Source organism: Planifilum fimeticola (assembly GCF_003001905.1).
Lineage (GTDB): Bacteria > Bacillota > Bacilli > Thermoactinomycetales > DSM-44946 > Planifilum > Planifilum fimeticola.
On record NZ_PVNE01000008.1, the window covers coordinates 80,189 to 104,601 of the forward strand.

At 59.4% G+C, this 24,413-nt stretch carries 26 protein-coding genes and 1 other annotated feature; of the genes, 8 read left to right on the plus strand and 18 right to left on the minus strand.

Annotated features, from left to right (window positions below):
• Positions 1-42: 42 nt before the first annotated feature.
• From CLV97_RS06850 to CLV97_RS06865, 4 genes are all read right to left on the minus strand, one after another.
• On the minus strand, positions 43-408 hold the full coding sequence (locus tag CLV97_RS06850; RefSeq protein ID WP_245891415.1) for a c-type cytochrome: 366 nt from the start codon (positions 406-408) through the stop codon (positions 43-45).
• A 73-nt stretch (positions 409-481) separates the two neighbouring features.
• Positions 482-2,152 carry a b(o/a)3-type cytochrome-c oxidase subunit 1 gene (locus tag CLV97_RS06855; protein ID WP_106344784.1) on the minus strand — a complete coding sequence of 557 codons (1,671 nt, stop codon included), beginning with the start codon at positions 2,150-2,152 and terminating at the stop codon, positions 482-484.
• A 36-nt stretch (positions 2,153-2,188) separates the two neighbouring features.
• The gene (locus CLV97_RS06860; RefSeq protein ID WP_106344785.1) at positions 2,189-2,656 is read right to left on the minus strand and encodes a cytochrome c oxidase subunit II; all 468 of its coding nucleotides are present in this window, start codon (positions 2,654-2,656) and stop codon (positions 2,189-2,191) included.
• Positions 2,657-2,671: 15 nt separating this feature from the next.
• Positions 2,672-2,866: a cytochrome c oxidase subunit 2A gene (locus CLV97_RS06865; protein ID WP_342749776.1), complete on the minus strand. Its 195-nt coding sequence runs from the start codon at positions 2,864-2,866 to the stop codon at positions 2,672-2,674.
• Between the two features lie 250 nt (positions 2,867-3,116).
• Between CLV97_RS06865 and CLV97_RS06870 the strand changes: the two genes are divergently transcribed.
• Positions 3,117-4,280, plus strand: a complete 1,164-nt coding sequence (locus tag CLV97_RS06870) for a radical SAM/SPASM domain-containing protein (RefSeq protein WP_106344787.1) — start codon at positions 3,117-3,119, stop codon at positions 4,278-4,280.
• A gap of 201 nt (positions 4,281-4,481) precedes the next feature.
• On the plus strand, positions 4,482-5,204 hold the full coding sequence (locus CLV97_RS06875; RefSeq protein ID WP_106344788.1) for a Crp/Fnr family transcriptional regulator: 723 nt from the start codon (positions 4,482-4,484) through the stop codon (positions 5,202-5,204).
• A gap of 142 nt (positions 5,205-5,346) precedes the next feature.
• Here the strand turns inward: CLV97_RS06875 and CLV97_RS06880 are convergent, their stop codons facing one another.
• The 3 genes from CLV97_RS06880 to gpr all read right to left on the minus strand — a co-directional run bounded on the left by CLV97_RS06880 (position 5,347) and on the right by gpr (position 8,144).
• Positions 5,347-5,706 (minus strand): DUF3679 domain-containing protein, encoded by a 360-nt coding sequence (locus tag CLV97_RS06880; protein ID WP_106344789.1) that lies wholly within the window; start codon positions 5,704-5,706, stop codon positions 5,347-5,349.
• A 38-nt stretch (positions 5,707-5,744) separates the two neighbouring features.
• Positions 5,745-6,917 (minus strand): stage II sporulation protein P, encoded by a 1,173-nt coding sequence (spoIIP, locus tag CLV97_RS06885; protein WP_106344790.1) that lies wholly within the window; start codon positions 6,915-6,917, stop codon positions 5,745-5,747.
• A gap of 96 nt (positions 6,918-7,013) precedes the next feature.
• Positions 7,014-8,144 carry a GPR endopeptidase gene (gene gpr / locus CLV97_RS06890; protein WP_106344835.1) on the minus strand — a complete coding sequence of 377 codons (1,131 nt, stop codon included), beginning with the start codon at positions 8,142-8,144 and terminating at the stop codon, positions 7,014-7,016.
• A 151-nt stretch (positions 8,145-8,295) separates the two neighbouring features.
• Here gpr and rpsT point away from each other — a divergent pair, with 151 nt between their 5' ends.
• A complete protein-coding gene (gene rpsT / locus CLV97_RS06895; RefSeq protein ID WP_106344791.1) occupies positions 8,296-8,562 on the plus strand; it encodes a 30S ribosomal protein S20 in 267 nt (88 codons plus the stop codon).
• A 186-nt stretch (positions 8,563-8,748) separates the two neighbouring features.
• On the opposite strand, the gene CLV97_RS06900 is transcribed toward rpsT, so the two are convergent.
• Both CLV97_RS06900 and trpS read right to left on the minus strand, forming a co-directional pair.
• The gene (locus CLV97_RS06900) at positions 8,749-9,207 is read right to left on the minus strand and encodes a PaaI family thioesterase (RefSeq protein ID WP_211295696.1); all 459 of its coding nucleotides are present in this window, start codon (positions 9,205-9,207) and stop codon (positions 8,749-8,751) included.
• Positions 9,208-9,252: 45 nt separating this feature from the next.
• Positions 9,253-10,242 (minus strand): tryptophan--tRNA ligase, encoded by a 990-nt coding sequence (trpS, locus tag CLV97_RS06905; protein WP_106344792.1) that lies wholly within the window; start codon positions 10,240-10,242, stop codon positions 9,253-9,255.
• Positions 10,243-10,297: 55 nt separating this feature from the next.
• Positions 10,298-10,530: a binding site (T-box leader), on the minus strand.
• Between the two features lie 195 nt (positions 10,531-10,725).
• Between trpS and CLV97_RS06910 the strand changes: the two genes are divergently transcribed.
• Positions 10,726-11,331: a nitroreductase family protein gene (locus CLV97_RS06910; protein WP_106344793.1), complete on the plus strand. Its 606-nt coding sequence runs from the start codon at positions 10,726-10,728 to the stop codon at positions 11,329-11,331.
• Between the two features lie 251 nt (positions 11,332-11,582).
• Positions 11,583-12,092, plus strand: coding sequence for a CcdC family protein (locus CLV97_RS06915; RefSeq protein ID WP_106344794.1), 510 nt, complete (start codon positions 11,583-11,585; stop codon positions 12,090-12,092).
• Positions 12,093-12,142: 50 nt separating this feature from the next.
• Here CLV97_RS06915 and CLV97_RS06920 read toward each other — a convergent pair whose 3' ends face one another.
• On the minus strand, positions 12,143-12,637 hold the full coding sequence (locus CLV97_RS06920) for a 2-thiouracil desulfurase family protein (RefSeq protein WP_106344795.1): 495 nt from the start codon (positions 12,635-12,637) through the stop codon (positions 12,143-12,145).
• Between the two features lie 136 nt (positions 12,638-12,773).
• On the opposite strand from CLV97_RS06920, the gene CLV97_RS06925 reads away from it, so the two are divergent.
• Positions 12,774-13,787 (plus strand): MBL fold metallo-hydrolase, encoded by a 1,014-nt coding sequence (locus tag CLV97_RS06925; RefSeq protein ID WP_106344796.1) that lies wholly within the window; start codon positions 12,774-12,776, stop codon positions 13,785-13,787.
• A gap of 53 nt (positions 13,788-13,840) precedes the next feature.
• Here CLV97_RS06925 and holA read toward each other — a convergent pair whose 3' ends face one another.
• Genes holA through CLV97_RS06940 form a run of 3 tightly spaced genes read right to left on the minus strand, consistent with a single transcriptional unit; the run spans position 13,841 to position 16,196 of the window.
• Positions 13,841-14,887, minus strand: a complete 1,047-nt coding sequence (gene holA / locus CLV97_RS06930) for a DNA polymerase III subunit delta (RefSeq protein ID WP_106344797.1) — start codon at positions 14,885-14,887, stop codon at positions 13,841-13,843.
• Positions 14,884-15,657, minus strand: a complete 774-nt coding sequence (locus CLV97_RS06935; RefSeq protein ID WP_170070391.1) for an anti-sigma factor family protein — start codon at positions 15,655-15,657, stop codon at positions 14,884-14,886. The genes holA and CLV97_RS06935 overlap by 4 nt, the downstream gene beginning before the upstream one ends.
• Positions 15,654-16,196 (minus strand): RNA polymerase sigma factor, encoded by a 543-nt coding sequence (locus CLV97_RS06940; RefSeq protein ID WP_106344799.1) that lies wholly within the window; start codon positions 16,194-16,196, stop codon positions 15,654-15,656. The genes CLV97_RS06935 and CLV97_RS06940 overlap by 4 nt, the downstream gene beginning before the upstream one ends.
• 211 nt (positions 16,197-16,407) lie before the next feature.
• Between CLV97_RS06940 and CLV97_RS06945 the strand changes: the two genes are divergently transcribed.
• Both CLV97_RS06945 and CLV97_RS06950 read left to right on the plus strand, forming a co-directional pair.
• A complete protein-coding gene (locus tag CLV97_RS06945; RefSeq protein ID WP_106344800.1) occupies positions 16,408-16,824 on the plus strand; it encodes a RidA family protein in 417 nt (138 codons plus the stop codon).
• Positions 16,825-16,838: 14 nt separating this feature from the next.
• Complete coding sequence (locus CLV97_RS06950) at positions 16,839-17,354, plus strand: DinB family protein (RefSeq protein ID WP_170070392.1); 516 nt, start codon at positions 16,839-16,841, stop codon at positions 17,352-17,354.
• A 66-nt stretch (positions 17,355-17,420) separates the two neighbouring features.
• On the opposite strand, the gene CLV97_RS06955 is transcribed toward CLV97_RS06950, so the two are convergent.
• The 5 genes from CLV97_RS06955 to CLV97_RS06975 all read right to left on the minus strand — a co-directional run bounded on the left by CLV97_RS06955 (position 17,421) and on the right by CLV97_RS06975 (position 24,204).
• Positions 17,421-17,615 (minus strand): hypothetical protein, encoded by a 195-nt coding sequence (locus CLV97_RS06955; RefSeq protein ID WP_106344802.1) that lies wholly within the window; start codon positions 17,613-17,615, stop codon positions 17,421-17,423.
• A 25-nt stretch (positions 17,616-17,640) separates the two neighbouring features.
• Positions 17,641-20,070, minus strand: coding sequence for a DNA internalization-related competence protein ComEC/Rec2 (locus CLV97_RS06960; protein WP_170070393.1), 2,430 nt, complete (start codon positions 20,068-20,070; stop codon positions 17,641-17,643).
• 150 nt (positions 20,071-20,220) lie between these two features.
• Positions 20,221-21,468 (minus strand): MFS transporter, encoded by a 1,248-nt coding sequence (locus CLV97_RS06965; RefSeq protein ID WP_146130426.1) that lies wholly within the window; start codon positions 21,466-21,468, stop codon positions 20,221-20,223.
• Positions 21,469-21,850: 382 nt separating this feature from the next.
• The gene (sfsA, locus tag CLV97_RS06970) at positions 21,851-22,543 is read right to left on the minus strand and encodes a DNA/RNA nuclease SfsA (RefSeq protein WP_106344805.1); all 693 of its coding nucleotides are present in this window, start codon (positions 22,541-22,543) and stop codon (positions 21,851-21,853) included.
• 155 nt (positions 22,544-22,698) lie between these two features.
• Complete coding sequence (locus CLV97_RS06975; protein ID WP_245891416.1) at positions 22,699-24,204, minus strand: carboxypeptidase M32; 1,506 nt, start codon at positions 24,202-24,204, stop codon at positions 22,699-22,701.
• Positions 24,205-24,413 lie beyond the last annotated feature (209 nt).

Sequence of the window (24,413 nt, forward strand, 5' to 3'; positions counted from 1 at the left end):
AAGAAAAACGGTTCCTCATCCCTCCGTCAAGCAGACAGCAACTTACTGATCGGCCAACCAGGCGGCCAGGTTCTTGGCGTCCTCCCCGCTGACCAATCCGGCGGGCATTTGTCCTCTTCCGTTTTCGAGCACTTCAAGGATTTGCTTTTCGTCCAGATTGTTCCCCTTCAGTGCCGGGCCAACGCCCCCCTCCAGATTTTGTCCGTGACACCCGACACAGGACTGCTGGTAAGCGGCCTTCGCTTTCTCTTCATCATAGGCCACATTTTCCGCAGCTTTATCCTGCGAATCGTTTCCGGAATCCGCCGGCTCCTCCGCAGGCTGTTGGGACCCGGAATCCGTTGTTCCGGGATCGGTCGACTGGGAACCGCACCCCACCATGAAGAACAGTGCCAAACATCCGAGCATTACCGCTGCCTTTTGCATAATCCTCCGATTCCTCAATTCAATCCCTCCAGTTTGTTTTTACGGACAGACCGAATCAATAGGGTTGGAACGGCGGCGATCCGGGAGGCGAATACTGGATCATGTGGGCGATGGGAATGGTGTAGGCGACCAGGATCAAGCAGATCGCCACCGTCACCCACAGGGGCCAGCGTTCCAATATCGCCGGTGTGGAGGCCGCCTCTTCCGCCACCTCGCCGATGGGGTAGTCCACACCCTCCTCGGTGCGGGGTGCGAAGAAAGCCAGACGGATTACGATCCACACCATAAGCATAGCAGAGATGAACAGGAATACGCCACCGATCGCCATCACTTGTTGATAGGTGAGCCAGCCGAGGGCGATCGGATCATCTCCGTAGGTGGTAAAGGCGGTACGGCGCGGGCTGCCCAAAAGGCCGACCGCGTGCATCGCACCGGACATGAGTACCATCCCGAGAGCCCAAAGCCCCGTTTGGACCAGTCCCAGCTTGTTGAGTCCGGCGGTCAGCTTGCGGCCCGTCAACGCGGGGATCAGCCAGTAACTGACTCCGAAGAAGGTCAGGATCACAACCGTTCCGACCGTCAGGTGGAAGTGGCCCGTCACCCACAGGGTGTTGTGAACTACCTGGTTGAGCTGGTAACTGGTGTTGACGATTCCTCCCGCTCCGCCGGGAATGAAGGTCAGCATCCCGACCAGGGGAGCGACGAAACGAACGTCCTTCCAGGGAAGCATGCGGATCCATCCGAAGATCCCTTTGGCGCCGCGGGCCCGTCCGGCGCTTTCAAAGGTGGCCAGGACGGCAAAGGCGGTCATCAGCGACGGAATCGCCACCGAGAAGGTCAGCGCCACCTGGAGAAACTTCCATCCCGACGCGACTCCCGGCTCCATCAATTGATGGTGGAAACCGACGGGCGTCGACAGGAGAAGGAACATGATGAAGGCCAGTCTGGCTAAACCATCGCTGAAGATCTTTCCGCCGATGATCTTGGGTATGCATACGTACCACACAATATAGGCCGGCATCAGCCAGAAGTAGACCAAGGGGTGGCCGAAATACCAGAACAGCGTGCGGCTCAGCGCCACATTGATCGTATCAACCCATCCGAAGGACCAGGGGATGAGTTGCAACAGCACCTCCGCAGCCACACCGATGGTGCAGATGAGCCACAGGCCCATGGTCGCCACCGCCATAAACGCAAACAGCGGCGACAGTTTTCCCTGATGCTCCTTCTTCCACCAGCGATATTGGGCAAAAACGGCCCAGGCACCGAGCCAGCTGCCCACCACCACCAGGGCGAGGCCGATGTAGAAGAAGGGAGACGCTTTCATCGGTGCGTAAAAGGTGTACAAAACGGTGGCCTTGTTGGCGATGATGAGAAAAGCCGCGATGGCGGTACCCACCGTCATCAGCCAAAAGCCGATCCATCCCAGACGGCGGCTGAAATCCGTCAGCGTCCCGCCGCAGGTGCGGACAAGACCCGAATATAGGAAACCGACGATGAAAAAGGTGGTAAACACCAAGGCCATCAAGACGCCGTGGGCGGTCAACAGCTGGTAATAATTCACCGGCCCCAGATCGATGACGCCGCCCCGGACCAATCCCTGAAGCAACCCGGCGATGGCGCCGAGAAAGATGGCGGTGAAGGCGACGGCCATATGCGCGAGAATCAATCGGGAATCCTTCGGTTGAAATCGAAATGCCGCCGCTCCCGGTTGTGCCCTTTCCATAGAAAACGCACTCCTTTTTTCAGAGTTGGATCTCCATCATTTGACGACAATCTTGCCTGCCATCACCTGATGGCCCGTGCCGCAGTACTCGTTGCAGACGATGAGATATTCCCCGGGATGATTGAAGGTGTAAGTGGCCCGGTTGATATGTCCCGGGATCACCATCATGTTGACGTTGGTTCCCGCGATTTCAAAACCGTGTACCACGTCGGGAGAGGTGATTTGGAAATGAACGGTGGATCCCGCCGGAATCTCCATTTTTCCAGGCTGGAAGGTGAACATCCGGCCCACCATGACGGCCTTGTACTCCTTCGGACCCACCTGCGTCAGGGAGGGCTTGTTAAAGGGCGCCTCCTGGGTGACCGTTTTGGGATCCACCGTGACCAAGCTGCCCGGCGGATGGGCGTCCGTGGCAAAGGCCTGCACACCGACGATCGAAAGGAACAAAACCAGGGTGGCTCCGCCGATGATCAGCCAGATCCGTTCGTATCGGTGAAGGTGCATCCTTCATCCTCCTTCTCAATTTCGACTCAGGAAAAGGAAAAAGATCGAAAACCACGTCACCGCAATAAATCCACCGATGAACAAAACACCGGTCAGCGTGCCTTTCAGGGAGGGGTTCTCTTCGTTCGGGGAGCCTTTGCGATCCGGTTCCCGTCGATCAACCTGCGCTTCCATCGCTTTCCACCTCCAGTGAGATTCTGTTTTAAACATACCACCGGCTTTTTCCTGAAAGTGTGATCTTTTTCACAACTAGATCCGCTTTCACCGAAACTTCATATTTTGGACATCTCCGGTCCCAAATTCCCGCCTTATAAGGAGTTTCACATCTAATTGACAATCCGTCTTCCCCTCATCAAAGCCCCCTTCAAAGCAAATCGTGACATTTATCACACCTTTCGCCTCAAATCACGGTTAAGATCAATATTAAGTCGCAACGAATCATGATTCGGAGGGATAGAACATGTTGGCCGTTTCCCATCTGTTGACGGATGTTGCTTCCTACGGTGACGCTCTTCGCTATACCCGCCGCTCCGTCGGACACCGCTCGGGCACGCACCGGGGAGCGGGACCCGTGGTCGTCTGGAATGTCACCCGCACCTGCAACCTCCGCTGCATGCATTGTTACTCGCAGTCGGAAAACCGGAAATACGCCGGGGAACTCTCCACGGAGGAGGCGATCCGGGTCATCGACGATCTCGCACAAGCCCGCGTACCGGTCATCCTGTTTTCGGGAGGCGAACCCTTCGCCCGACCCGACCTTTTGGATCTGGCCCGTTACGCCGTTTCCAAGGGAATCCGGGTCACGCTTTCCACCAACGGTACCCTGATCACCGAAGAGGCGGCCCGCCAGATCCGCGAAATCGGGGTCGGCTACGTGGGAATCAGCCTCGACGGCGTGGGCGAGATTCACGATCGGTTCCGCGGCAAAAAGGGAGCCTTTGACGGGGCCCTGCGGGGCATCCGGAATTGCCTGCGTCAAGGGCAAAAAGTGGGTTTGCGCTTCACGATCAACCGGCATAACGCGGACCAGGTTCCCGCCATCTTTGATCTGATGGAAAAGGAAGGGATTCAACGGGCCTGTTTTTATCACCTCGTCTATTCGGGCCGCGCCAGCGTCCAATATGACATATCCCACGAGGAAACCCGCAGGATCCTGGATTTCATCTTCGACAAGGCGGAGGATTTCGCCCGGAGGGGAATCGTCAAGGAGATTCTCACCGTGGACAACCACACCAACGCGCCCTATCTCTACCTTCGGGTCAAACGGCAAAATCCCGAAAAGGCGGAGATCATCCTCGAAAAACTGCGCAACAACGGCGGAAACCGCTCGGGAATCGCCATCGCCAACATCGATCCGCTGGGCAACGTGCATCCCGACCAGTTCACGCCCACGATCGCCCTGGGCAATGTGCGCGAACGGCCGTTTTCCGAAATATGGAGCGATGAAAGCCATCCCGTCCTCGCCGCCCTGCGGGACCGCAAACCCCGCTTAAAAGGGCGCTGCGCCAAGTGCCGCTTCCTGGACATTTGCAACGGCAATTTCCGGGCACGCGCCCTGGCCGTCCACCACGACCTGTGGGCGGAAGATCCCGCCTGCTACCTGACCGACGAAGAAATTTCCTGAACATCCCCCAAACGGCAGATCGGCCGCCCGGAGCTTTCTCCGAGGCGGCCGATCCCTTTTCCCAAATCATTTGCCGTGATGCCACACAATCTTAACAAAACCTTTCCATAATCGTTCTATTTTTCGTCGCCGATCCTTCCCGGAACCCTTACAATAATAAGTGAAAGATTGAACGTTCCCATCCGAAAAGGAGGATGGATCATGGCGACATCCTGCTGCAATCTCCGTTCAAACCGGTTGACCCGCTTCTTGTCGCCGGATCAGCTCCAGCATCTCAAGGATCAAATGATGTGGAAAACCGTTGAGGCCGGCTCGCCGGTCTTTCAAGCCGAAGATCCGGCGGAGTTTCTTTTCTATATCGAACAGGGGTGTGTCAAAACGATGAAGACCACCTCCGACGGTCAGGAAATCACTTTCGGCCTCAAGGGAGGCGGCGACCTGATCGGACTTGCCGATGTCTTGTCCGATACCGTCCAAACCTACGGGCACAGCGCCGTCGCCTTTACGGACACCCTGTTGGGCGTTATCCATAAAAACGACCTGGACGCCCTCCTGGTGCAATATCCTTCCCTGTCCCTGGCCTTTATGCAATGGATGGCCCTGGAACAACGGATCATGCAAACCATCCTCCGAGACATCGTCCTCTATGGAAAACCCGGCGCCCTCTGCTCCATTCTGATCCGCCTCGCCAACAGTTACGGACAACCGACCGACCGCGGCATCCGAATCTCCCTCCGCCTCACCAACCAGGAACTGGCTCACCTGATCGGCGCGACCCGTGAAAGCGTCAACCGCGTCTTGTGCCGGCTGAAATCGGAGCGCGTGATCTCCCTCGACCACGGCCACCTGGTGATCCACAACATGGAGCGGCTGAAAGATGAAGCCCGTTGCGAAGATTGTCCCCTCGAAGTCTGCGTGATATAGAAACGGCGGATCGATCCCGCACGCCAAATGGCCCGCGAAATCGGGCGGATGGGCGGGCGAATCTTCCCTTTGTGATCCTGATCCCGCCTGTAAAGCAACGCGGCCGGGGTGAAAATCCCCGGCCGCCGTATGAGCCCCTCGATCATTCGCCCGGCTCCAGCCAACCGACCACCAATTCCAGCGCCTTTCGCGTGCCGAGGCGAATCCCGTGCCCCACTTGATTGCCCACCTGGCCCAACAGATTTTTCCCCGATGCGGCAACCTCCCGAACCTCTTCCTTCACCTGCTCCGGCTCCGGAGAACCGGCGGAGGGTTCGGCATCGTACACCTCCCCGAGCACGGCGATTTCCACCCGCCCGTTTTCCGGTGTGATGTGAATCGCCCGGGGTGCTCCCTGCGCTCCCTCCATCTTCTGGATGTTGCGCTCCGCAGAGTCGATTCCCAGAAAGATGCCCAAAAGAAGCATCATCGTCATTGCCGTCACTTGCAGAAAAAGACGCACTTTTTCCCACCTGCCTCAAGAATCTGCAACCGGGGAGGTCAGGGATTTTGGGGCTTGGCGTCGACGGGCGTCGCCTCAAAATGAATCTCGGCGATGGCCCGGGCCAAGGCTTCCGCCGTCCGGTACGCCTCTTCAAAGGTGTTGTCCACTCCGCCGATCTCCACCAAAATGCTCCGCGGTGAAAGGGATTGGTTGTACTCTCCGTTTCCCTGGGCCCGACTCTTGCGGAACACCCCCTTGGACAGCCCCGGATACAATTCTTCCAATTTGTTGTGCACCTTACGGGCAAATTTTTCGTTCTCCTCCCAGTTGTCGTTGGCGGTGCCGACCACAAAGGCGATCGTCGCATAAGGCTTTCCGTTGATGTGGTGAGTGGTTTTGTTTCTCCTCTTGGAGTCCCGGTGCACATCGATGAAATACTTCAAATCTTCGTTTTGGTTCATGGCCTCGACCACCGTTTTCCTCGAAGCCTGATAGAGGCGGTTCCACTTCGCCTGAAAAGGCTTCGTGTAAACCTCGGCGCCGATGCCCATGTTCTCCAGCTCTTCGCCCAGCCGCCTGCCGACCATCATGATGTTTTTTCGGTTGTCATAGGCCCGCTCGGGGGAGTTTTCTCCCGACAGTTCCGGCAGGTACGACTCGGTCGAATGGGTGTGGTAAATGAACACCCGCTTGGTCTTCGTAATCTCCTTTCCCCCGGCGGCCGCTTGCTTCTCCCTGGAACCCGGCTTTCCGGAATCCTTCGACGGCTTCGCATCTTTGGCCAATTTTTCCTCCAGATCGGGAGGAGGCGCGGATTCCACCGGGATATCCGTGTAATCCACCCCTTGCCCGGCGACGACGATCTCCGTGTCAAAGAGGGCGAAACCGGGCAATTCGCGGCCGAGAAAAGTCCGGGGATCCCGAGGGTCGATGCTGGTCGCCAACTCAAAGGTCAACCGGGATGCCATTCCTTCCTTTTGCGGAATCTGAACGCTGCTTCTCAGATAGGGAATCTCCCGGGCCAGGACTTCCACCATCGTCTCGGCGGACAACCCGGAGGTGAATCGGCCGATATCCGATGAACGGGAGTTTTGCTTCGCCCGGATCATGGCGAAAAAACCGGTGAAAATGAAGATGATCGCCGTGCCCAGGAGAAGGAAGACGAACATCTGTCGAACGCGGGGACCCGACATGTTCAGCGCGGCAAACCGGTGTTGACCGTGGTGCATCCCTCTCCCCCCTGTGAGCTTGTCTCATCACAGGTATATGTGGAGAGAGAGAATCATAGAACGAGAGACCTCCCGCACCTCCTCCGCCGACCGCCTTCATCCCCCGGTGTGGGAGGACACATTGTCCATGGTCACCGCCTCGTGCAGGGCGCAATTGAGGCCATCGGCCACGACTTTGCCGATGTCCGTCACAAAGGCGTCCACCTCCTTGGGGGTGACGATCAGGTTCTGCCCCAGGGGCGTCAACACCTCGTGGATCAACTGCCGCTTCTCCTCGGGCGAGAGCCCCCCGATCAAGCCGAGGAACCGGCTTCTCAGCTCCGGGGTGATCTCTTGCCCCTCCAACTCGCGCAAATCCGGAAGGTTGACGGGATCCAACGGATGGCCGGTCTTCTCTTTTCCCATCTCCCGCTTCAGATAGGCCAATGCCAGATTGAGCGTGTCGTATACGATGGTGACCGCATCGACCACCGTGGGAACTCCCACGGCGATCACCGGAACCCCCAGGGTTTCCTTCGTCAGAGCCTTTCTCCGATTGCCCACCCCCGCTCCGGGGTTGATTCCGGAATCCGCCACCTGGATGGTCGTGTTGACCCGTGTCAGGGCGCGGGAAGCCAGGGAATCGATGGCGATGACCAGGTCGGGTTGGGTCTTCTCCACGATTCCGTGGACGATTTCACTCGTCTCGATCCCGGTGATCCCCAACACTCCCGGCGAAACGGCGCTGACCGGCCGATAACCCTCCTCTACCTGTTCCGGCATCAGCTCGAACAGGTGGCGGGTCACCAGGATATGCTTGATGACAAAGGGCCCCAGGGCGTCGGCCGTCACATTCCAGTTCCCCAGGCCGACGACCAGCACCTTGGCGTCGTCGGACACGCCCGTCTCCTTCAGGAAGCGGCTGAACTCCTCGGCAAAGCGGGCGGCCACCCGGTGCTGCAATTTGGAGTCCTTGCTCCGGAGGCCGGGAACTTCCAGGGTCAAGTATGTGCCCGGCTTCTTTCCCAGTTCCCGGGCCCCTTCTTCGCTTTCCACCCAGATCCAGCTGACGCGGATGCCGCCGTCCTCATCCTCCTCGATTCGCACTCCGGGTATGGCGCTTCCGTCGGTCCGCTTCTCGAGGGCGAGATCGTGCGCCTCCCGGGCCAGGTCCGTCCTCACCTGGAAAGGACCTGTGTTGATTCCCCTACCCTCCGCGGATCGCTTTCCGTCCGACTCCCAGTTCATCCCCGACTTCATCCCCTTTTATCCGATTATTCCCCATTGTTGCCCTCCCGCGGGACAGTTTATTCCTGTTCCTTGCTTTTTCACAGCCTCCGTGCTAAAATCATGAATGTTGCTCAATCAGGTCGCACCTATTGATCCGGGAGGTGAAAGAATGCCCAACATCAAATCGGCGAAGAAGCGGGCCAAAACGAACGAAAAGAGGCGCCGCCTCCGGGCTGCCCAAAAATCCGCCATGCGGACGGCGGTGAAGAAGTTCTTGGTGGCCGTTGAACAGCAGGACAAGGAAAAAGCCCTTCCCCTGCTCCGCGAAGCGACCAAAAAACTGGACAAAGCCGTCACCAAAGGTCTGATCCATAAAAATAAGGCGGCCCGTCAAAAATCCCGCCTGATGAAAAAGTGGAACGCTCTTCAGGGTTGAATTCCCCCGGCCTGAAGCCGCCGGGCGAGGTAATCCCTCTTGATCGTGGCTGCCGAACGAATTTCCGTGATCCGCGGTGATCCATACGCGATAGATGTTCGTTCCAGTTGCATCCTTGAGGGTCCCCTGAACCCCCGAAAGCGCGAAAAAGCCCGGAACCTTTTTAGGTTCCGGGCTTTTGCCTTGTCAGCCGCCCCTCGGATCCGGCTCATCCCCGTCCAGGGAGCGGCTTGTCCGATGCACCACGCCGAGGCAACGGGCCACGAGCCGACCCGATTCCGTCGTGACGGTCATGTCGTAAAAGCCCGCCCGGCGGGTCAAATGGCTCTCCTTCGCCTCGGCGTACAACCGATCCCCCACTTCGGCCGCCGCCATAAACTGAATGGACACATTGGTGGCCAGGGCGACCCGCCCGTGGGAATTGCTGGCCACGGCGAAGGCATAGTCGGCCAGGCTGAACAGCAAACCGCCGTGGGGCGTTCCGGCGAAATTGAACAGATCCTCCGTCAGTTCCACGGCCACCCGCGCGTAACCCGGAGCGGCTTCGACGAGCTCGAAACCCATCCGCCGGGCAAAGGGGTCCTGGCGAAACCGCTCCACCCGCTCCGGCGGAAGGAAACGCCGTTCATCCGCCGAATTCGTCACCGCTTTCCCCCTCCCTCCGTTCTCGGGCAAACAGGCCGGATCCTCTCAACCCAGCCGGGGAAGCAGCCCTATCGATTCCTTCATCTTATTCAGCGTTTCATCGGCCACTCGGCTGGCCTGTTCCGCTCCGGCCGCCAACACGCGCTCCACCTCTCCCGACTTCCGCAATTCCCTGTAACGCTCCTGAATCGGGGTCAGGTGCTCCACAACCACTTCGGCCAGATCCCGCTTAAACTGACCGTATCCCACTCCCTGGTATTTTTGTTCCAAAGAGGGAATGGATTCGCCCGACAACAGGCTGTAAATGACCAACAGGTTGCTGATCCCCGGCTTTTCATCCGGATCGTAACGGATCACATTTTCCGAATCGGTCACCGCCCGCTTGATCTTCTTCACGATCGTGTCGGGATCATCCAAAAGGGCGATGAAGTTGGCGGGGCTTCCGGCGGATTTGCTCATCTTCTTCCGGGGATTGTCCAGTCCCATGATCCGTGCACCCACTTCTCCGATCAAAGGCTCCGGCACCGTGAGCACGTCGCCGTATTGCCGGTTGAACCGCTCGGCCAAGTCGCGGCACAATTCCAAGTGCTGTTTCTGGTCTTCGCCCACGGGCACCGCATCGGCCTGATAAAGGAGGATATCCGCCGCCATCAACACCGGATAGGTATATAGGCCGACGGACACGCTGTCGGAACCCTTGCTCTTCTCCTTGAACTGGATCATCCGGTCCAGTTCTCCGACCCGGGCGACGCATTCCAACAGCCAAGACGCTTCCGGATGGGCCCGGACATGGGATTGAATGAACATCGTCATTTTATCCGGATCCAGCCCAGCCGCCAGATACAACGTAGCCACTTCCATGGTTTTCTCCCGCAGTTCCGCCGGATCGTGGGGTACCGTCAACGCGTGCAGATCGACGACACAGAAATAGCAATCCGCTTCATGCTGAAGCTGGACAAATCTCTTGAGGGCACCCAGATAGTTGCCCAGATGAAGATTTCCCGTGGGCTGAATGCCCGACAAAATCCGTTTCATCACTTATCGCTCCTTTCTCCCGAGTCCTTTGTCTAAACAAAAAACCCCCATCCCGGACAGGGACGAGGGATCGCCTCGCGGTGCCACCCTACTTCGACTCCGTAAGGAGACGCGCTTTTACGGAAATAACGGTCCGCCACCGGTTCCGCCTACACCGGCGCAGCATCGGAGCGCCGTTTCGGGGAACTGCTCCGAAGTCCATTCACGCGGGAGGCGATCGGCTCGCACCATCCGCCGACTCTCTGAAACGACCCGTGCCGCGCTACTCCTCTTCTTCATCGCGGTTCCTGTATTTTCAGGATGAGACATGACGATCATAGGAATATTCATTATCATACCTGAAAAATGGAAAAAGGGCAAGGTGCACCGAACCCTTTAAAGCATCCGTGTCCCGGGCTCACCGCTCCGTCCGGCTGAATCGAACGGAATGAAATATGTGATATAATATCGAACTGTGCAAACCGAAAGGAGAGGTAAAAAACCATGAGCAAAGCACCGACATCCACCTTGTATCGGCAAGCGGAATACGATATCGATCCGGTCTATCTGAACCGCTGGTCGCCGCGTTCCTTTCTGGACAAGGATGTACCGGAAGATGTGCTCTGGAGCCTCTTTGAGGCGGCGCGGTGGGCTCCTTCCGCCTTCAACCTGCAGCCGTGGCGGTTCGTGATCGCCCGCACGCCCGAGGACCGGGAGAAGTTTTATCCTTTCATTTCCGAGTTCAACCTGGCCTGGTGCCGCAAGGCGCCCGTTCTCGTCCTGATACTGTCCCAACGGGTGTCCGACCGCGGCGACAACCTTTCCCACGCCTTCGACACGGGGGCAGCCTGGGGCTTCCTGGCGTTGGAGGCCGTCCGCAAGGGATTGATCACCCACCCGATGACCGGGTTCGATATGGCGAAAGCCCGTGAAACGCTGGGCATTCCGGACGAGTACGCCATCCAGGCCCTGATCGCCATCGGATACCAAGGGCCGCGGGAAGCCTTGCCGGACGGACTGCAGGAACGGGAGCAACCGTCCCAGCGCCGGCCGCTGAGTTCCTTCGTGCACGAAGGAGTGTTTGGGCGGAAGCCGGCGGGGAAAGAGTAAGGGCGACGCGCCCATGCGCGGGGGAATCTGCCGGTCCCCCTCTTTTTTTGCCCGGCGCGGTGATGCAGCCCCTCGACGATGAATCTTCCGCCGCTCGCGCAGCCAAGATAAGGGAAGGCCGGTGCGCGTCCCTTTCACCGACTTGTACGTGACGGGCATGTCGGGTAAGATTATGCTAAAATAAAGAGGTAATTTCCCAATAACGCCGAGCGGGTTTGCCACAGAAACCGCGCGCATTGGAGGATCCGTCCATGACGCATGCAATCGCCCTCCACCCGCAGATCGCCTTCACGCTGGGTGTCGCCACGATGGCGCTGATGGTGATCTTCCTCAGAATTCGAGCGACAAAACGGCCGGTAACGCCCAAGGGGATCATCATGCCGCCCTTGGGGATGAGCACCGGATTTCTGATGTTTCTCCACCCGTCCACCCATTTTCCGGTTTGGTGGGGACTGATCGCCTTTGCGGCGGGAGCCGTCTTTTTGGCCACTCCCCTGATCATGACGTCCCGGTTTGAAGTGGTGAACGGGGAAATCTATTTGAAACGATCCCTTTCTTTCATCGTGATCCTGTTGACCTTGCTTTCGGTGCGCCTTCTCCTGCACGGTTACGTGGAACAATACATCTCGATTCCCCAGACGGCCGGCCTGTTTTTCACGCTGGCCTTCGGAATGATCCTGCCCTGGCGGGTGGGCATGTATCTCCGATACCGCCGCCTCCGCCAATCCCTTGCCGCGCCCGCCAACACGGAACAGGGATGACAACGAAAAAACTCGTGTTCAGCATTCCCGGCTTCCTCAAGCCGGGTTTTTCAACCCTTCGCCGGCCCGTCGTCCTTCCCGGGCTCTTGGGCGCTGCGATCTTCCATCGTCTCTTCCGACACCACCTCAATCCCGTGTCGGCGGAGCAGGGCCGCCGTGACGCCGACGCCGGGCTTCTTCCCGCCGCTGAAGGTGCCGTCGTAGATCATGCAGCTTCCGCAGGAGGGGCTTCGTTCCTTCAAAATCGCCTGCTTCGCCCCCACGGCTTGGGCGACGGCGAGGGTCTTGCGGGCTCCGGCGAGAAACTGCTCCGTCACGTCGTTGCCCTGATTGTCGATGACCCGGGCCTTTCCGTCCAGGACATCCTCGCCGTCCCCGCCGACAATTTCAGCCGGGTTGCGCGGGGTGGGCAGACCGCCCGCCTGCTCGGGGCAAACGGGAATCGCTTTTCCTTCGCGCACCAGCCGGCGGATTTCCGCCAAGGCGTTGTGCCGCTGATCGTACCGGCAGTGAATTCCGGCAAAACAGGCGCTGACGATTTTCATGGGATCTCCCCCCAACCTTGTTCATTTATTGATAGGATACCACAATTCCGGCGGTCGATCGTCCGCTCCGGCAGGAAATCACAGCCGGGATAGGGTATATTGAAAATGATGTCACAGTAGGAGTCGAAGCGAAACCATGATGAAGATTTTGTTCACCGTACTGCTCACTCTGGTCGCTCTGCCGATCCTGCTCATCCTCGGGATATGGCTCCGCATGCGCCGCCGCTTTCCGAAACGGTCGCCCGGCGAACCGGAGCGGCGGCTGAAACCCCGTGAGTGGCGGGATGACGAGGTGACCGTCGGCTGGGTCGGTCACTCCACGGTGCTGATCAATCTGTACGGTTTGAGGATTCTGACGGATCCGGTTCTGGGACCCAAGATCGGAGTGCAACTGGGCCCGTGGCAGATCGGTCCGATGAGACACACCGCCCCGGCCCTGCGCCTCGAGGATCTGGACCGGGTCGACCTGATCCTGTTGTCCCACGCGCACATGGACCATTTCGATCTGCCCACCCTCAGAAAACTGGCCGGACCGCGGACGCGGGTGATCACCGCCAAGAAAACTTCCCGGCTGCTCAGGCATATGCCCTTTGGCGAAGTGGTGGAACTTCACGGGGAAGAAAGCGTGACCCTGACCGATCTCGGCGTCCGGGTGCAGGCGGTCCCCGTCCGCCACTGGGGGAACCGGTTCCCCTGGAACACCGACTACGGATATACCGGCTATCTCATTGAAAAAAACGGCGTCCGCCTGTTCTATCCCGGCGACACCGCCTACACGCCGGAGTTTGTGAAATTGAGAAGGCGGGGAAAAATCGATCTGGCCTTCATGCCGATCGGCGCCTACTCTCCGGATTCCTTCCAGCGAAACCACTGTACCCCGGAGCAGGCGTGGGCGATGTTCCTCGACACCGGGGCCCGGTGGCTGATGCCGATTCACTACGACACCTTCGTCCTTTCCCAGGAACCGGTGAAGGAACCGCTGAAACGCCTGCTGGCCGCGGCCGGAAAGGAAGAGGACCGGATCGTCACCCGGAAACAGGGGGACGTGTTCCGCTTCGGCAGAGCGGACGACAAAAGTGCCCAAAGGGAGGCGGAGCGCGAGGCCCCGGTCCTTTCAAACACGGAAAAGCCCGTTTCATCAAAGCGATGAAGCGGGCTTTTCACTGCCGGCGAGTTTCGAAGGTGCGCTTCCTCCCCGGCTCCTCACCTCCCCCTTTCGGCCGCCGCCGCATGGTCCTGGCCAAGTTGGAACAGAAAGCGCTCCAGGGCGAGGGTTTTGTCGATTTTTCCCGATTTGATCGCCTGGTCCGTCTCAATCGCCGATAGGAGCAACCGACGCAATTGCCGCTCCGAATACGCTTTCCCCTGTCTGCGGGCCAGTTTCACCGGGTAGGGGTGAAGACCCAGTAGGGAAGCGATCTCCCGCTCCGATTTTCCCTGGGCGGCCAACAGTTTCACCTGCAACAAGATGCGGAACTGGCGGATCATCAGCGCCAGGATGCGTATCGGTTCCTCCCGTTGATTCAGCAAATCGTACAATATGGAGAAGGCTTCCTCCACCTTGCGCCCGGCCGCCCGGTCCATCAACTTGAAGACATCCTCCTCCAGCGTCCGTGGAACCATGCGGTCCACATCCTCGGAGGATACCGTTCCGCCGGTCCCCGCATAAACGGCCAGTTTGGCGCATTCGTTGTGAAGGAGGCGCAGATCGCTTCCGACCTGCCGGATCAGCCGCCGGACCACTTCCGGCTGGGCCTTTACGCCGTGCCTCCGAAAGCGGTCCAGCACCCACTTTTCCAGTTCCTTTCCGTCCAACGGGTCGCAGCGAACCGTTCGGGCCGCCTTCTCCAACATCTTGACGACCTTTTTCCGGGTGTCCAGCTTCTCCTCCGGAACCAGCAACACCACGACCGTCGTCGGCAGGGGTTCCTGAGCGTATCGGAGGAGCTCCTCAGGACGATGCTCCACCTTTTGCTTTGCCTTGGCCGTCGACAAAAACCGCGCGTTTCGGCCGATGACAATCCGTCTCTCACCGAAGAAAGGCGGCGATTCCGCCTCCCGGATCAACTGTTGCACCGCCACTTCATCCAAGTCCACGACCACTTTGTTGAAGGAGGGGTCCCCGCCGTCCAAAGCCCTCTCCTGGATCGCACCGCATATCTCTTCCATCAAAAAGGGTTCCCGGCCGTACAACAAATAGACGGGCGCCAGGATCCCCTCCTCGACTTCCCGCATCAGAGCGTTGATCATCCGCCGTCACCCCGGCTGCGGTCCTTTTCCAATTCCCGTTTCGCTTCCACGTCGATGATCCGCACTTCCCGATTTTCTTCCTCTGCCTTTTCCTCCGTTTCCTTTTCTTCCGTTTCCATTTCTTCTCCTTCCTCCGGCGGAGCGATTTCCACCTGAAGGGACGTCGGAGAGATCCACTGGACGGAGGACTCCTTTCCTTCCTTCCAGGGCTTCGAACGGAACCATTCCTTTCCGTCCGCCGTCCGGATCACCACCTGATTTTTCTCCACCTCCGCCCGGAACCGGCCATCGGGCGACCAAGCGGAGGAGGTGGGGGATTCGGACTCCGGTGCGCTCATCGTCATGTTTCCGGACGGGGAGACGGCATCTTCCCTTTTCTCGGAGTTCATCATGAGGGTCCGATTGTCGACGGGTTGCTCGGGAGCTCCGTACCAGCCTTTCCAAAGGCCGACGAAGACGAACACAAGCACGGCCGCCGCCGCTCCTCCGCCGAACCACCACCCGAACCGGCGCCGCTTGATCCCTTCCCTTTGCCGGGACGCTCCCCCGCCGGGAAGCTGTCCCGATTCGATCAAGCGGTCCACCACGGAGTGGGGCGGTGTCACCCGGGGAAGCCGGGACAAGCCGTCAGACAAGCGTTTGAGCCTCTCCGCCTCGGCGGCGCATCCGCTGCAGGTGGACAGATGGCGCCGGAGCAACAACTTTTCTTCGGAAGTCAGATCGCCGTCCAACTCCCTCTGAATCCACTCCAACGCTTCTTCGCATCTCACGGGGCCACACCGCCTTCCTGATACTCGGACAACCACTCCTGCAGTTTTTTTCTCGCGCGGAACAGGTGAGACTTCACCGTGTTCAGCGGTATATCCATCGCCTCGGCGATTTCCTCGTAACTGAAATCGTGAACATACCGCAATACGACAGCCGTTTGTTGGGGAGGCGGAAGTTTCCGAAGCGCCTGCTGAAGATCCATCACCACGCCGGGACGTTCCACGGCGGTCCCCGCCTTGGGATCCGCCGGATTAATCCCCTCCGGATAAGGGATTTCCCGCTTTTTTCTGCGGAAGTGGTCGATGCAGATATTGGCAACGATCCGCTGTGCCCAGGTTTCAAAACGGGACTGCCCCTTGTAGGAGGAAAGACGGTTGTAAATGCGCAGCAGCGCCTCCTGGGTTGCGTCGAGGGCGTCGTGTTCGTTTCCCAACAGGTAATAGGCCGTACGGTACACCGCCGCCTCCACCTCCCGCAGCAACCGGATGCACGCTTCCCGGTCGCCGGCCTGCGCCCGTTTCACCCACTCCGCTTCGACCACTCCGATCCCTCCTGAACCTCAGACGTTTTCCGCCTGCCCAAAGTTGCAGTGCACACCCATTGGCAGTGATTTCATTGTACCACAAGACGGCGGCGACATGGCCGGAACCCGGCGCTTCGCCGGACACTTTTGATCGCGAAATTGACAAAATTTACTCCCGGTTATATACTTGACTGGCATGTCTCAATCTTCCAGTACGGGAGGGAACGCGATGAAAGTAACCCGCACAAATCCCGAAACCGTGGCGCCTCCCATCGGAACCTACACCCATCTCACCGTCGTCCCCCGGGGAGCCGATCTGCTCGTCCTTTCCGGCCAGGTGGGAAACGACGCCGTGGGAAACTTTCCGGACGATGTGGAATCTCAATTTGAAAACGCCTTGGACAATGTGCGGCGCATCTTGGAAAGCGAGGGCGTCACCGCCGACAATATCATCAAGCTCAATATCTGGCTGACCGAACCCATCGATTGGAGCCGCTTCAAGGAGATTTTCGGCCGGTTCCACGGGGGAACGCCCCCGGCGATGACCCTGGGCTTCGTCTCCTCCTTGGCCCTTCCCCACCTCAAGGTGGAAGTGGAGGCATGGGCGGCAAGATGGGAATCCGCCGAAAAAGAGGATGAAAGCTGACAGAGGCGATGTCCGTGTCCTATGAAAGCATACTCATCCGTTTTCGGAAGATGAACGATTTTGTGCAGTCCTTGAAAGGGATCCCGGAAAGATGGTGGCTGATGCCGATCGCCGAGGGAAAGTGGTCCCCGGGGGAAATCATCGCCCACCTGATGGAGTGGGACCGGTTCCTGCTGAACGAACGGCTGGATCAGCTCCGGCCCGGCAAGACGGTGCCCCCCACCTCGGTAAGAGCGGACGATTTAAACGCACGGGCCGCCCGGTGGGCCCGGGAAGAGGCCACCCGGGAGGAAGTGTTGGCCGCCTTCCATCACACCCGCACCCGTTTGCTCAAGCGCCTGGAATCGGTTCCCGGAACAGACCGGGACGCCCCCTTCTCGATCCGGAACCGCTCCCTGACACTGACGGATTATCTCAAAGGATTGGCCGACCACGATGAACATCATCGAAAACAAATTGAAGCCTTTCTCCGCACCCGCGACGGATCGTGGAACGGCCCTGAAACTGAATCGCGTAAGAGTTTCCGTTGAGGTTCCCCGGGGCCGTAGGGCATGACCCGGGGGCTTTCCTTTTATCCCTTCCAAAACGTCACCGGTTCACTCCTTCTCCTCCCGCTGGGACCAAATTTTTTTCGCCTGCTCCCTTCTCATGGTTTCCTTGATGTTTCCCAACTGAATTTGAACGCGCTCCAGGGATTCACTGATGCCTTTCAAGTGAGCGGCGATCCTCTCCATGCAATTGACAAACCATATCGTGTAGATCAAAGCGATGATAAAAGCGACAAATCCCACAGAATTCCCTCCTCATCCGCTCCTCTTAATCCGTTGCAAGCATCGTTTCCACCCGCATCCTCCCCGAAGGGGAGATTCGCACCGTCACCGCTCCGTGCCGGTCCGTCCGCCAGATCCGGACGCCCCGCTCCTCCAACCGCCGGAGCACCTCCGGAGCCGGGTGTCCGAAGCGGTTGTGCTCCCCCACGGAGATCACCGCCTGGGCGGGATGCACCTCCTTCAACCAAGCGGAATGGGTGGAGGTTCGGCTTCCGTGGTGGGCCACCTTCAGCCAGTCCACCGGAGGCAGATTCCAGGCGGCGGCGATCTCCCGCTCCGCCCCCTTCTCGATATCCCCGGTCATCAGCACCGTCCGCCCGTAGGCATAGAGGAGAAAGACGACGGAATCGTCATTGGTCTTCTCCCCGGGCGAAACCTCCCGCTCGGGATGGAGAAACTGCCAGGCGACTCCGGGCTCCAGGGACCAACCGCTCCCCCGCGGAGCCGTGTACACCGCCGCTCCCCGATCCTCCAGCAGCCGCATCAGCCGACGCTCCACCTCCGAACCCGGTGCGTGGGGATTGCGGATCACCCGCCGCACCGGAAAGCGCTCGGCCACCGCCGCAAGTCCCCCCACATGGTCGGCGTCGCCGTGGGTGATCACGAGATAATCGATTTCCCGGATGCCCCGGTATTTCAGATAGGGAACCACCACGTCCCGGCCCACGTCATGCTCCTTTCGCCGCCTCTGCCAATCCTGCCGGGGCAGCGGAAGCCGCCCTCCCCCGTCCACCAGGATCACCTGCCCGCCGGGGGTTTCGATGACGGCGCAATCCCCCTGCCCCACATCCAGAAACGCGATCCGCACCTCCCGCTCCCGCACGAAGACCTCCGGCGCCCAGGCATAGGCGACGAGGCCGAACATCATCAGCAGGAAGGCGGTCCGGTGAAGAGCCTTCCGCCGAACATCCCCGGTCCAGGCGACCAGCCCCTGGAAACAGACGACGGCGTAGGCCGCCAGCCACCAGACCGGCGGCGGAGACCAGGACGGATGCGCCCAACTCCATCGTGCAAGGAAGTCGGTCCCCTTCAACAGCGCCGACAGCGCGGAGGAGGACAAAAGCGCAGGGAAAAAGGCCAGCCCTTCGTGCACCGACCCCAGGGCCAAGGCAAGCATTGCCAGGGGGATGACCAGAAGGCTGACAACCGGAACGGCCGCCAGGTTGATTCCCCAGGAGAGGAAGGAAAACTCGTAAAAATGGAAAATGATCAGGGGAAACGAGGCCAGTTGGGCCACCAACGTGACGGCGGCGATCCGGTTGAGCCATGTCCAGGGAAAGGGCATGATTCCGGCGACCGGACCCGCTCCCACCAGCAGAGCCAGGGTGACGGCGAAGGAAAGCTGAAATCCCGGCTGAAACAGCTGGTACGGATTCCATAGCAGCAGTATCCAGGCCGCCACCGCCAAAAAGGTGAGGCCGTCCCGCCAGCGGCGGAGGATCACCGCGAGAAGGGCCAAGCCCGCCATGATGGACGCCCGGACCACCGGGGCTCCCACCCCGGTCAACAGCGCCATCGGCGGCAGGAGAAGGAGCACTGCCCCCGCCGCTTTTTCCCGGGTCAGGCCGATTGCCTTCAACATTTCGTAGATGGAGCCCACAAACACCCCGACATGCAGGCCGGAGATGGCCAAAAGATGCGCCAGGCCGAGGAGGGCGAAATCCTCCTCCGCATCCGGGGGGACGGCTTCCCGCTCCCCCAGGATCATTGCGCGTACCAGGCCGGCGGTCTCTTCCGGGTAAAGGGCCTCCACCCGCTCTCTCAACCATCGGCGCAGATCGTCGATAGCCCCCCGGAAACCCGGAGAGGGATCCGGAGCCGCCGTCACCCGCGTCAGCCCGTCGATTCGGGCCGTCCAATGGATCCCCTGCCGGTAAAGATGGCGGCGGTAATCAAAGCCGCCCGGGTTGCGGGCGGGAGAGGGGCGTTCCAGGATGACGGGGGCCACAATTTTCGTCCCCCTCTTCCACCCGCGGACGAAGTCCTGCTCCCGGGCGCTTCGCAGCATCACCCGGGTCGCCACCCTTTCGCCGGGAATCGAACGGGGACGCGCCCCCTCGACGGCAAAGGAGCGCACCTCCAGGGTAAAGCGCAGCCGATCCCCGTCCATCTCCGGCACCGATGCGATCCGCCCGGCGACAAACGCCCGCACTTCCCCTGCATCCTGAGGCACCGCCTCGGCAATCGCCGATCGGTTTCCCTCCTCCGTCCACCCCAGATGGGCACCTCCTGCGAAGAGGCCGACAAAAAACAGGGTAAGGGGGAGAAGGCGTCGGAAATAGCGATGTTCCATCCATCCGGCCGCGGCCAGGAGAACCGACACTCCCGCCCAGAGGCGCCAGTCTACGGACACCTTCGACGCCAGCGCGATGCCGAAAATCCATCCCGAAACAAAAACCACCAAGCGACGTCGCACTTCCCATCCCACCCGCCGAGGCTGGGAACAGGTTCGACAAAAAGGTACAAAATTCCTCCATTTCCAACCGGATCGGCACATCCTTCTCCCGGTCTCCGGTGGCGAAGCAAAAAAGGGGACCGGAACGATGCGTTCCGGTCCCGACCATCCTTACGCGCTCCGGGAAGGAACCTCTCGCTTTGCCGCTTTCTTCCTCCAGAGGAGCAGGTACAAAAAGACGACGGGAGCCAAAATGACGCCGGAGGCGATCAGACCTGCGGAAACGGTTCCCTTCCACACCACCGCTCCCACCAGGGGGCCTCCGAAGATCTCCCCCAGAGAAGTCACCTGCCCCTGGGTCGAAAGGATGGTGGCCCGGAGGCGGGAATCCCTGATTTGTTCGTTGAGCCACGCGCTGTAGATCGGCTCGTTGGTTTTCCGCAAGACGGCGGCCGCCCAATAGGTAGCCAGGGCGAACCACCACTGACCGGCCAGGGCAAAGGAGACGATCGCGCAGACCAACAGACCGTTCAGCATCAGGAGCACCCACACTTTCTCCAGACGCCCTGTCCGGTCCATCCGGCGCCGGATGCCCTCGACGACCAGGATGTTCAACACCAGGGCCCCGGCGTTGATCAAGCCGATCCAGACCACTTCGTTCAGATTCCCGATTCCGGGCAGAGTGAAGTTTTCCAGCAGATGAAGGGTCCACAGGCGGTCAAACCCTTCACTGTACAACCCGGTGAGCAGGCTGATCCAAAGAGCGGCCAGCAGGATGGTGCTCCTCCGCACCGCCCCCAGCCCGGTTTGAAAGGTGCCCCAGGCCGATCGCCAGGGGTGCCGGCGCCGGGCCGGGGACGGGGTGAACCCGGTTTCGGGGAACAAGAGGACCACAAAGAGAGAGAACCCGATCAGCAACAGCCCGGAAATGATCAGCGGCAGATTCAAGGTGATATTGGCCAGCAAAACGCCGGCCAGCATCCCCAGCAGGGAAAACATCTGTCCGATCTGCGTTCCCCGCAGAAGCACCCCCTCCAGCCGCTTCGTCTTCAGCTCGTCGGCGATCCACGCCTGATCCGCTCCGCTCAGGAAGGTGTAACCCACCCCCCACAGCACCTGCGCCGCCAGGACGACGGTGAACAGAGGGATCATCCCCTCCAGCATAAACCCGCATCCGACAAGCAAAAGCCCGATCGCCATAGACCGCTTCCGGCTGTAGAGATCCGCCACAACCCCCGTGGGAATCTCGAAGAGAAAGACGGACATCTCCAGGGCAAAACCGGTCATCAGCAACTGGAAGGCGTCCATCTCGACGGTTCGAATGTAATAGACGCTGGCCACCGTCGACATCAACGCCATGGCAAAGGAGACGACGGCACTATATAAAAGGTACATCCGATAGGCAAACGGGTTCTTCATCCGGAAATCCCCCTTCAGGTTTTTGATGCCGTTCGAACACAAGGGCGATTTCCGTCCCAATTCAAAAGGGCATGGACGAACCGGTGTTCATCCATGCCCTTTTCTCGAAGCCATCACCGGAACGGTGCCGGCAAAATGGCCTTTCTTTCGGATGGGAGAATGGAAATGCCACCGTGTTCATCAAAACCGGAAAACATGGGCACGGGAAAGAAACCTGACCAACGCCAGGTTTTTCCACTGCTCATGTCTTGCAAATTCACTGACAGAACACGGTGGGCAACGAAAATCCCCTCATTTCAGAAGAAAGATGATAATATCATACACACAAAATCATACACACAAAACACCCCGCAGGCAAGGGGAAAAGCGCGGCCCCCTCCCTTCAGGAGGAATCCCCGACAAACAAATCCACCGGCAGTTCTTCCGCCAGGACGACTTCTTCCGGTCGGACGCGGCATTTGTAGGCCCGGACCCATACCCCGCTGGCCGCCGCTTCCCTCAGCTTCCCGGCGAAGGCCGGGTCGATCCGGGCAAAGGGCTCAAAGCGCGTCACCTGCTCCATCATCGCGACAAAGACGACGGCGGAGCAGGCGCCGCTTCTCCTGAGCCGGATCAACTCCTCCAGGTGGCGCCTTCCCCGCTCCGTCGGCGCGTCGGGAAACCGGGCGATCCCTTCTTCCTCGTAGGTGACGCCCTTCACTTCCACCCAGGTATTGCCGCCGATCAAAAAATCCATCCGGCTCCCCTGTCGGCGGACTTCCCCCCGAACCTCCCCGGACAGCCAACCGACGTCGCCCCGTTTCACCGCTTCCGCGAACACTCGATTGGCCCAGGCGGAGGCGATGCAGAACCAGTGTTCCTTCTTCCGGGCGAAGACCAGGCTGTACCGGGTTTTTCGACGGGGATTATCCGACTCAAGGAGCCTGACCTCGACACCGGGCAGCAGCAATTCCTTCAGCCTTCCCGTATTGGGAACGTGCACCCTCTCCACCCGCTTTCCGAGGCGGACCAATGCTTCAAAACGGTTGAGCCGCTCCAGAAAAACGGCCGGAACGAGTCTCCCTTCGATAACCATCCTTCTCCTCCTTCACTTGTAAGCCCCGCCGCAATCGGTTGCGGGAAACCGGCTCAAAAAGAAAATCCGCCCCGGCCGGAAATATCAACCGGTGCGGAAAAAGGAAGCCGGTTTCTTCGGCAAAAGCCTGCCCCGTCCGATCCGGAGAGACAGTGTCAAAGTTCGTACAGTTCACCGTACTTGGACCGGAGATACCGCATGTAGGGCTCGATGGTCATCGGCCCGCCGGTGACCCGCTCCACCAGCTCCCCGGCGGTGTATTTCGATCCATGCCGGTAGATGTTCTCGGTCAGCCAGCGGCGCAGCGTCCCGAATTCTCCCCGCTCCATTTCGGAGGGAATTTCCGGGTGGTCTTTGAGGGCCGCTTCATAAAAGAGACCGCTCAGGACGTTGCCCAGGGTGTATCCCTGGAACATCCCGCCGATCATGTCTTGGTACCAATGCATATCCTGAAGGACGCCGGTTTTGTCATCCGGCGGTTCGATTCCCAGATCGGCCTTCATCCGCTCCCGCCACGCCTCCGGCAAATCCCGGACGGCGAGCCGCCCCTCCAGAAGATCCAGCTCAAAATCAAAGCGCATGATTACGTGCAGGTTGTAGGTCACTTCGTCGGCATCGGTCCGAATCAGGGAACGCTCCACCTTGTTGATGGCCCGGTAGAAGGTGTCCAGGTCGACGGAACCCAATTCGCCGGGGAAAACCTTCTGAAGGCGGGGATAAAAGTAGTTCCAGAAACCCCGGCTTCTGCCGACGATGTTTTCCCACAGGCGGGACTGGCTTTCGTGCACTCCGGAGGAGGCGCCGTCGGCCAGGGGAGTTCCCTCGTATTCCCGGTTGATCCCCTGTTCATACATCGCGTGGCCCGCCTCGTGGATGGTGCTGAACAGAGCCTCCCTCAGATCGTCCTCCTTCACCCGGGTGGTGATCCGCACATCCCCGAGGGAAAACTTGATCATGAAGGGATGCGCCGTCAGATCCTGCCTGCCCCGGTCCAGGTCGTAACCCAGGCGTTTGATCACCTCGAGACCGAAAGCCAGCTGTTTATCCTGAGGAAAGGTTTGCCGGACGCAGGCATCCGAAACCTCGGGCTTTTCGGTGATCGCCTCCACCAGGGGGACCAGCTGCTTGCGCAGCTCGGCAAACAGGGGGCGAATCACGCTCACGGTCATGCCGGGATCCCGATAATCGATGAGCGGATCGGCGATATGCTCATACCCGGGGAAGAAATCGGCGAGCTGGCGGCTGTACTCCAGCGTTTTCTCCAGATTGGGCCGGGCGACCTCAAAGTCGTTTTCCTCCCGGGCCTTCATCCACACATGATACGAATCGGACTGGTGTTTGTAAAACTCGGAGATGAAATCGGACGGGATGTTGACCGCCTTCTCGTACATCCGTCGCGTGATCCGGATCAGCCCGGCTTCGTCGGAATCGGCCGGGAGCTCCTTTTCATACTCCCGCAAATCCTCCAGCAGCTGTCCGATGGCCGGATCCGTCAGTTTTTCGTGGGAAATCCTCCCCAGGGTCGCCAGTTGGCGGGCCCGCGCCTCGCCGCCTCCCGAAGGCATGTAAGTCGCCTGATCCCAAAACGCGAGCGACAAAATGGATTCCAAATCATTGATTTCCTGCACTCGCCTTCGCAGTTGCTCCAGTTTTTCTTTCACAGGATGCCTCCTCACTGTTTAATCTTAATCTGAGAAAAATTCCTCGAAGCCCCCGCAAATAAGAGTATGCGGGGGCATCAAGGATTTTCCGGCGGCTGGAACAGCTCTTCCATCCCCGGCTCGTGTCCCAAGGGAAAGAAAATCCCCTTTCGCAGGGGAAACTTTCCATCTTTAGTCTCTTTTCAACGGGGAAGAAAGAATCCCCTTTT

Coding starts and splice junctions, on each gene's coding strand:
- CLV97_RS06850 (WP_245891415.1), bottom strand. CDS start 408: ATGCTCGGATGTTTGGCACTGTTCTTCATGGTGGGGTGCGGTTCCCAG.
- CLV97_RS06855 (WP_106344784.1), bottom strand. CDS start 2,152: ATGGAAAGGGCACAACCGGGAGCGGCGGCATTTCGATTTCAACCGAAG.
- CLV97_RS06860 (WP_106344785.1), bottom strand. CDS start 2,656: ATGCACCTTCACCGATACGAACGGATCTGGCTGATCATCGGCGGAGCC.
- CLV97_RS06865 (WP_342749776.1), bottom strand. CDS start 2,866: ATGTTTAAAACAGAATCTCACTGGAGGTGGAAAGCGATGGAAGCGCAG.
- CLV97_RS06870 (WP_106344787.1), top strand. CDS start 3,117: ATGTTGGCCGTTTCCCATCTGTTGACGGATGTTGCTTCCTACGGTGAC.
- CLV97_RS06875 (WP_106344788.1), top strand. CDS start 4,482: ATGGCGACATCCTGCTGCAATCTCCGTTCAAACCGGTTGACCCGCTTC.
- spoIIP (WP_106344790.1), bottom strand. CDS start 6,917: ATGCACCACGGTCAACACCGGTTTGCCGCGCTGAACATGTCGGGTCCC.
- gpr (WP_106344835.1), bottom strand. CDS start 8,144: ATGAACTGGGAGTCGGACGGAAAGCGATCCGCGGAGGGTAGGGGAATC.
- rpsT (WP_106344791.1), top strand. CDS start 8,296: ATGCCCAACATCAAATCGGCGAAGAAGCGGGCCAAAACGAACGAAAAG.
- trpS (WP_106344792.1), bottom strand. CDS start 10,242: ATGAAACGGATTTTGTCGGGCATTCAGCCCACGGGAAATCTTCATCTG.
- CLV97_RS06910 (WP_106344793.1), top strand. CDS start 10,726: ATGAGCAAAGCACCGACATCCACCTTGTATCGGCAAGCGGAATACGAT.
- CLV97_RS06915 (WP_106344794.1), top strand. CDS start 11,583: ATGACGCATGCAATCGCCCTCCACCCGCAGATCGCCTTCACGCTGGGT.
- CLV97_RS06920 (WP_106344795.1), bottom strand. CDS start 12,637: ATGAAAATCGTCAGCGCCTGTTTTGCCGGAATTCACTGCCGGTACGAT.
- CLV97_RS06925 (WP_106344796.1), top strand. CDS start 12,774: ATGATGAAGATTTTGTTCACCGTACTGCTCACTCTGGTCGCTCTGCCG.
- holA (WP_106344797.1), bottom strand. CDS start 14,887: ATGATCAACGCTCTGATGCGGGAAGTCGAGGAGGGGATCCTGGCGCCC.
- CLV97_RS06945 (WP_106344800.1), top strand. CDS start 16,408: ATGAAAGTAACCCGCACAAATCCCGAAACCGTGGCGCCTCCCATCGGA.
- CLV97_RS06965 (WP_146130426.1), bottom strand. CDS start 21,468: ATGAAGAACCCGTTTGCCTATCGGATGTACCTTTTATATAGTGCCGTC.
- sfsA (WP_106344805.1), bottom strand. CDS start 22,543: ATGGTTATCGAAGGGAGACTCGTTCCGGCCGTTTTTCTGGAGCGGCTC.